At 72.3% G+C, this 6,919-nt stretch carries 8 protein-coding genes; all 8 read right to left on the bottom strand.

Annotated elements, in window-relative coordinates; genetic code table 11:
* Positions 1 to 199 precede the first annotated feature (199 nt).
* Entirely contained in the window at positions 200 to 790 is a 591-nt protein-coding gene (locus tag L2I40_RS15865; protein WP_237216172.1) for a Maf family protein, read from the bottom strand.
* A gap of 200 nt (positions 791 to 990) precedes the next feature.
* On the bottom strand, positions 991 to 1,209 hold the full coding sequence (gene infA / locus L2I40_RS15860) for a translation initiation factor IF-1 (protein WP_026033499.1): 219 nt from the start codon (positions 1,207 to 1,209) through the stop codon (positions 991 to 993).
* Between the two features lie 112 nt (positions 1,210 to 1,321).
* Positions 1,322 to 2,617 (bottom strand): histidinol dehydrogenase, encoded by a 1,296-nt coding sequence (gene hisD / locus L2I40_RS15855; protein ID WP_237216171.1) that lies wholly within the window; start codon positions 2,615 to 2,617, stop codon positions 1,322 to 1,324.
* Positions 2,614 to 3,324 carry an ATP phosphoribosyltransferase gene (gene hisG, locus L2I40_RS15850; RefSeq protein WP_237216170.1) on the bottom strand — a complete coding sequence of 237 codons (711 nt, stop codon included), beginning with the start codon at positions 3,322 to 3,324 and terminating at the stop codon, positions 2,614 to 2,616. Before hisG ends, hisD begins: the two co-directional genes overlap by 4 nt.
* 37 nt (positions 3,325 to 3,361) lie before the next feature.
* Positions 3,362 to 4,549 carry an MFS transporter gene (locus L2I40_RS15845; protein ID WP_237216169.1) on the bottom strand — a complete coding sequence of 396 codons (1,188 nt, stop codon included), beginning with the start codon at positions 4,547 to 4,549 and terminating at the stop codon, positions 3,362 to 3,364.
* The gene (locus L2I40_RS15840) at positions 4,546 to 5,307 is read right to left on the bottom strand and encodes an NAD kinase (protein ID WP_237216168.1); all 762 of its coding nucleotides are present in this window, start codon (positions 5,305 to 5,307) and stop codon (positions 4,546 to 4,548) included. Before L2I40_RS15840 ends, L2I40_RS15845 begins: the two co-directional genes overlap by 4 nt.
* Positions 5,308 to 5,440: 133 nt before the next feature.
* Positions 5,441 to 6,286, bottom strand: a complete 846-nt coding sequence (locus tag L2I40_RS15835) for a carbon-nitrogen hydrolase family protein (RefSeq protein WP_237216167.1) — start codon at positions 6,284 to 6,286, stop codon at positions 5,441 to 5,443.
* A gap of 43 nt (positions 6,287 to 6,329) precedes the next feature.
* Positions 6,330 to 6,713, bottom strand: a complete 384-nt coding sequence (locus tag L2I40_RS15830) for a hypothetical protein (RefSeq protein ID WP_237216166.1) — start codon at positions 6,711 to 6,713, stop codon at positions 6,330 to 6,332.
* Positions 6,714 to 6,919 lie beyond the last annotated feature (206 nt).

Genomic DNA, 6,919 nt, shown 5'->3' with positions numbered 1-6,919 from the left:
TTCACGCCTCCGGTGCCCGGCGGCTGCGCCACCGCTGCCCTCCGGCGATCGCGTGGATCGTGTCCACGCGATTCACGCCTCCGGTGCCCGGCGGCTGCGCCACCGCTGCCCTCCGGCGATCGCGTGGATCGTGTCCACGCGATTCACGCCTCCGGTGCCCGGCGGCTGCGCCACCGCTGCCCTCCGGCGATCGCGTGGGTCAGGGCCGCAGCCACCCCGCGCCCCGCAACAGCTGCGCCGTCTCGAAGAGCGGCAGGCCAACGACGTTGGAATGGCTGCCCGAGAGGAACCGCACCCAGGCCTCGGCGCGCTTCTGGATCTGGTAGCCGCCGGCAACCCCGCGCCATTCGCCGGAGGCGATATGCGCCTCGATCTGCTGCGGCGTCAGGCGCTGGAAGGCGAGGATGGTGGTGACGAGGCGTTCGGATCGCTTGCCGTCCGGGCGGATCAGGCAGATTCCGGTCATAACACGGTGGCGCCGGCCCGACATCAGCTCGAGGAAGCGCCGCGCCTCGGCCTCGTCCGCCGGCTTGCCAAGAATCCGCCGCCCCACCCCGACCACCGTGTCGGCGGCGAGCACGATCGCATCGGGCGCCGCCGCCTGCGCTGCCTCCGCCTTGGCGCGCGCCAGGCGCTGCGCCAGCAGCCGCGGCAGCTCGTCCTTGCGGGGCGTCTCGTCCACCTCCGCCGGCGCGACGCGGTCCGGCACCACGCCGATGCGCGCAAGCAGCTCGAGCCGCCGCGGGCTGGCCGAGGCAAGGACCAGCGGGGGGCGGTCAGAGGCGGTCATCGGAAATCCGAAGCGAAGACTGGAACTGGCGGCTCGCGAAGCGAGCCGAGGCCGCGAATGCGGCCGTCACGCGAAAGCGTGCTCAACGCACGACGCACAAACTCACCTGAACGCCAGCGGAGCAGTGGCCTGCGCGAAAGCCAAGCCGCACGGAGGTGCGGCGCCGGCGTCTGAGGGCGTCCGTGCTGCGCACGGACGCATCACTTGAACCTGAAGGTGATCCGGCCCTTGGTGAGGTCGTAGGGCGTCATCTCGACATTCACGCGGTCGCCGGCCAGCACGCGGATGCGGTTCTTGCGCATCTTCCCGCTGGTGTGGGCGAGGACCATGTGGTCGTTGTCGAGCTTCACGCGGAACATCGCGTTGGGCAGCAGCTCGACCACCTGGCCACTGAATTCGATCATGTCCTCTTTCGACATGAGGCTCCTTGCATGTGACGCGTCCCGGCCAGCCACCCCAGGGGGTCGGGGCGTCCGGACCGGGCGCAATATTCGGATTCGGGCCGGAACATGAGCGTCAAGCCCAGCCGGGTCAAGGCGTTCCGGCCAGCCGCGCCGAGACGCTCAGCCCATGCGCGTCCAGCCCTTCCGCCTTGGCAAGGGTGACCGCCGCCGGGCCGATGGCGGCCAGGCCGGCCGGGTCGGCCTCCACCCAGGTGGTGCGCTTGAGGAAATCGAAGACCGAGAGGCCGGAGGCGAAGCGCGCCGTCCGCCCGGTCGGCAGGACGTGGTTCGGGCCCGCGACGTAGTCGCCGACCGCCTCCGGGCACCAGCGGCCGAGGAAGGCGGCGCCGGCGTGGCGGATCTTCCCGAACAGCGCGCCCGGGTCCGGGGTCATGATCTGCAGGTGCTCGGGGGCCAGGCGGTTGGTCAGCTCCGCCGCCTCGGCCCAGTCGCGCACCAGGATCGCAGCGCCATGCGCCGCCCAGGAGGCGCCGGCGATGGCGGCGCGGGGCAGCGTGCGGAGCTCGGCCTCGACCGCCGCGGCGACGCGCCCGGCGAAGGCCGCGTCGTCGGTGATCAGGATGGATTGCGCGGCCTCGTCATGCTCGGCCTGGGCGAGCAGGTCGAGCGCCACGTGGCGCGGGTCGTTGGAGCCGTCGGCGATCACCAGCACCTCCGACGGGCCGGCGATGGAATCGATGCCGACGCGGCCGAAGACCTGGCGCTTCGCCTCGGCGACATAGGCGTTGCCGGGGCCGACGATGCGGTCCACCGGGGCGATCGTCGCCGTGCCCCAGGCGAGTGCCGCGACGGCCTGCGCGCCGCCGATCCGGAAGATCTCGGTGACGCCCGCAAGCCGCGCGGCGGCCAGCACCAGCGGGTTCAGCGCGCCGTCCGGCGTCGGCACGCACATGGCGATGCGCGCGACCCCTGCCACGCGCGCCGGCAGCGCGTTCATCAGCACGGAGGACGGATAGGCCGCCTTGCCGCCAGGCACATAGAGCCCGACGGCGTCGAGCGCGCCCCAACGCATGCCGGTGCGCAGGCCGGGCTCGGCGAGTTCCACGTCGCGCGGCAGCTGAGCACGGTGGAAGCTTTCGATGCGACGTGCGGCGACCGTCAGCGCCTCGAGCTGCGCGGCGGGCACCGTGGCAACGGCGGCCTCGATCTCCTCCGCGGTCACGCGGAGCGCGGCGGCGGAGGCGGGCGTCCAGCGGTCGAAGCGCGCGGTGAGGTCGATCAGTGCAGCATCGCCGCGCGCGCGCACCTCCGCGATGATACCGGCGACGGCGCCGTCCACCTTCGCCGTCGTGTCCCGCGCATCGTCGAGCAGCGCGCGGAAGGCCGCCTCGAAGCCGGCGTCGCGCGTGTCCAGTTGCTTCACCGCGCGTCCCTCTCCGCCAGCGCAGCGCGGAAGCGGGCGATCCAGCCGCCGATCAGCTCGGGCCGGGTCTTCAGCGCGGTGCGGTTCACGATCAGGCGCGAGGTCACGTTGGCGATCACCTCGGTCTCCACCAGCCCGTTCGCCTTCAGCGTCGAACCGGTCTGCACCAGATCCACGATGACGCGGGCCAGCCCGAGCGAGGGCGCCAGCTCCATCGCGCCGTTGAGATGCACGACCTCGGCCTGCACGCCCTTCCGCGCGAAATGCCGCTGCGCGATCTGCGGGTACTTGGTCGCCACCGTGATGCGCGACGCGGTGCCGAGGTCGGCGCCGGCCGTCTCCACTGGCTCGGCGACGCTCACGCGGCACCGGCCGATGCCGAGGTCGAGCGGCGCGTAGATCTGGTCGTCGTCGAATTCCATCAGCACATCGGCGCCGCAGACGCCGATCTGCGCCGCGCCGTGGGCCACGAAGGTCGCGACATCGAAGGAGCGCACGCGCACCACGTCGAGGCCCGGATGGTTCGTCTCGAAGCGCAGCCGCCGGCTGCTCTCGTCGAGCAGGTCCTCCGCCGGGCGGATGCCGGCGCGCGCCAGCACCGGGCCCAGTTCCGTCAGGATCCGGCCCTTCGGCAGGGCGAGCACCAGCGTGCCGGCCTCGGCCGGGGTGGATGGATCGGCGGGATAGGTGTCGGCCAGGGTTTCCATGGGACGGGGCCGGAAATCGCAGGGTGGGCGGGGCGGGTCAACCGTCGCGCGGCGCGGGGCTGGCAGACCGGTCGAGCGCCGCCGCCAGGAAAGCGAGGCCGCCGGCCAGCGTGACGCCGAGCAGGATCCAGGGCACCGGGCCGTATCCGCCCGCCGCCTCCCAGACGAGGCCGAGGGCGAGCGGGGCGACGGTGCGCGGCAGGACCATCGCCATGGTGAGGGCGCCCGAGATCTGCGCGTAGCCCTCGCGGCCCAGGATGTCGGCGATGCCGGTCGCGCGCACGATGGTGAGCAACCCGTTGGCGATGCCGAACAGCGCGGCGTAGAGCAGCGCCAGCGGCGTCGAGGGCGGGCCGAGCGCGAGCACGGCCATCGCGACCGGCAGCAGCGCAAAGGAGAACAGGCCGACGCGCCGCGCGTCGCCGGCCCGTGGCCCGAGCGCGAAGAGCACCGCCCGCGCCGCCACCTGGCAGGGCCCGTGCAGGGCGATGACCAGCAGCGCCGCGCCGAGCGGCATGCCGCGCTCCGCCAGCAGCGGCAGGATGTGGAAGCTGAGGCCCGTGCCCATGAAGGCCTGGCAGCAGAAGGCGATGGCCAGCGTCCAGAAGGCGCGCCTTCGCAGAGCGGCGGCGAGCGGTGCGCCGCGCGCCGCCGTGGCACCGGAAAGGCTGCCCTTCGCGCCGCGGAGACAGATCGCCGCCAGTGCGGCCGGCAGCAGCTGCAGCGCCGCGAAGGCGAGCAGCGTCGGCCGCCAGCCGATCCACTCCACCAGCCCCGCGCCGAGCGGCACGAAGAGCGAGGTGCAGAAGCCGGTGACGAAGGTGACATGGGTGATGGCGCGGCGCGGATCGCGGCTGTTCGCCGTCAGTGCGGCATAGGCCGGGTCGGAGAGGCACATGGCGTGGGTCACGCCGATGGCGATCCAGACCGCGTAGAACATCGCGAGGCTGCCGAGGAGCGCCCAGGCGACCAGGAGCAGCGCGCCGAGCCCGGCGCCGATCGCCATCGGCCAGCGGCTGCCATGCCGGTCCACCCAGCGCCCGACCGGGATCGCGGTCACGCCGGACGCCAGCAGGCCGGCGGTGAAGGCGCCCGAGATCTCCGCGCGCGACCAGCCGAGCTCGGCTTCCATCGGCGCGATGAAGACGGGGAAGGCGAGGTAGATCGTGCCCCAGCAGATCAGCTGGTGAACCGCGACCGTCCAGACGAGCCTTCGCTCCGTCACACCGTGAACTGTTCCGCGATGATCCGCTCGGACAGGCCGTGATCCGGGTCGAACAGCATGGTGAGCTGCACGCTCCGGTCCTCCCGCACCTCGACGCGCCGGACATCGCGGACCTCGGTGTAGTCGGCGACCGCCGCGACGGGGCGCTTCTCGTGCTCCAGCACCTCGAACACCACCTCGGCCTCGGACGGCAGCAGCGCGCCGCGCCAGCGCCGCGGGCGGAAGGGGCTGATCGGCGTCAGCGGCAGCAGATTGGCGCCGAGCGGCACGATCGGCCCATGCGCCGAGAGGTTGTAGGCGGTGCTGCCGGCCGGGGTGGCGACCAGGATGCCGTCGCAGATCAACTCCTGCAGCCGCACCTTGCCGTCCACCAGGACGCGGATCTTGGCGGCCTGGCGGATCTCGCGCAGCAGCGAGACCTCGTTGATCGCCAGCGCCTCGGCCGGCTCGGCGGCGCCGGTGAAGGCGCGCATGCGGAGGGGATGCAGCGTGGCGGCCTGCGCCGCGGCCAGGCGCTCGACAAGCCCCTCCTCGCGGTAGTCGTTCATCAGGAAGCCGACCGAGCCGCAATTCATGCCGTAGACGGGCAGGTTGCGGCCGAGCAGCCGGTGCTGTGTCTCCAGCATCATGCCGTCGCCGCCGAGTGCGACGACGACCGTCGCGCGGTCGAGCGGTGCCGCGCCGTAGCGCGCGGCCAGCGCATCCTGCGCGGCGCGCGCGACCTCGGTGGGCGCGGCGAGGAAGGCGATGGAGGTCATGGCGTGCGCAGCCGGCTCCCTCCCCCGTTCACGGGGGAGGGTTGGGGTGGGGGTTGGTGAGTCGTGGCGCCGTTATCCTCGAACCCCCATCCTGACCCTCCCCCGCTTGCGGGGGAGGGAAATGGGGCGCGCCTCACGACAGCCCGTCCACGCGCCTCGCATCCCGATGCTCCAGCACCGGCATGTCGCGGCGCACACGCGCGGTCACGGCGGGGTCAAGGCGCGCCGTCGCCCAGCCGGTGCCGTCGCTGCATTTGGCGACGACATGGCCCCAGGGGTCGGCGACCAGCGAATGGCCGTAGACCTGCCGCACGGCACCGCGCTCTTCGTAGCCGCCATGCGAGGCGGCGGCGACGATCCAGCACTGCGTCTCGATCGCGCGCGCGCGCAGCAGCACCTCCCAATGGTCCTTGCCGGTCTGCAGCGTGAAGTTGGACGGCACCATGATCGCCTCCGCGCCCATCCGCCGCAGCGCGGTGAACTGCTCGGGGAAGCGCATGTCGTAGCAGACGGTCAGCCCCAGCGTGACGTCGCCGGCACGCACGCAGACCAGCTCCGTCCCCGCGCCATACAGCGCGCTCTCGCGATAGCCGGTGCCGTCGGGCGCGGTGATGTCGAAGAGGTGGATTTTACGGTAGCGCGCGATCTCCCGCCCCTCGGGGTCGAAGACGAGCGAGGTGTTGAAGAGCTTCTCGGCTCCCTTCTCGATGATCGAGCCGCCATGGACGTGGATGCGGTTGGCGCGCGCGACCTCGCGCAGGAACTCATAGGCGGCGCCGCCTTCCGCGCCGGGCTCCGGCAGCGCCTCGGCCGCCGCGAAGCGGGCGTCGCGCCCGCCGCCGAGATTGGTCCAGGTCTCCGGCAGGCTCACCATGTCGGGCCGGTCGGCGGCGATCGCCCCTTCGATCAGGCGACGCGCCTGACCGATGTTGGCCGCCTTGTCGGAGCCCTGGTTCATCTGGATGACGGCGACGCGCATCGCCCAAGCTTAGGGCGGCAGGGCGAGCGCGCCTACCGGGCGGTCAGCTCGCCACGAGTCCGCGATTCGTGACCGTGATCTGGCTGGCGCGGCACACATTGACGCCGCGCAGCTCGGCGGCCTGGCCATTCGTCCAGACGACGCGGAAATCGTAGTTGCCGGTGTTCGCGGCGCGGTAGCTTACGAAGCGTCCGGGGGGCAGGACCGAGGCGCCCAGCTGGTCGGCGCCCCAGCCGCGCTGGCTGGAATGGCTGAAATAGAGCTGCGCCACCGTCGCCGAGGACTGGTTCGAGACGCGGAAGGAGGTGTCGCAGACGGCCTGTACGGGCACCGCGACCACGGTGCTGCGCGGGTCCTGCTGACAGGCCGCGAGCGGCAGCGCGAGCAGCCCGGCCAGCGCCATTCCGAACACACGACGAGTAGCCATCCGAATTCCCCCCTCCCCTCGCACCGCTCCAGCACGGCGCAGCCGGGAGGAAACCACGAATCGGATTGTTGGAAAAGACGCCCTTTATCTTATTAAATAGACATCACCGCTTCGGCCACTCCACCCGGGGCTCCGACCGGCCGGTGCGGCTCTCCGGCCAGGCAGCCGGCGGGGGCACGGGCGGGGTGGCGCGCAGCGGCGGCTCG

Origin of the sequence: Falsiroseomonas oryziterrae, assembly GCF_021864505.1 — a bacterium.
Taxonomy (GTDB): Bacteria; Pseudomonadota; Alphaproteobacteria; order Acetobacterales; family Acetobacteraceae; genus Falsiroseomonas; species Falsiroseomonas oryziterrae.
Note: the sequence above shows the minus strand (reverse complement) of the source record. Positions and strands in the feature narration are given on the sequence as shown.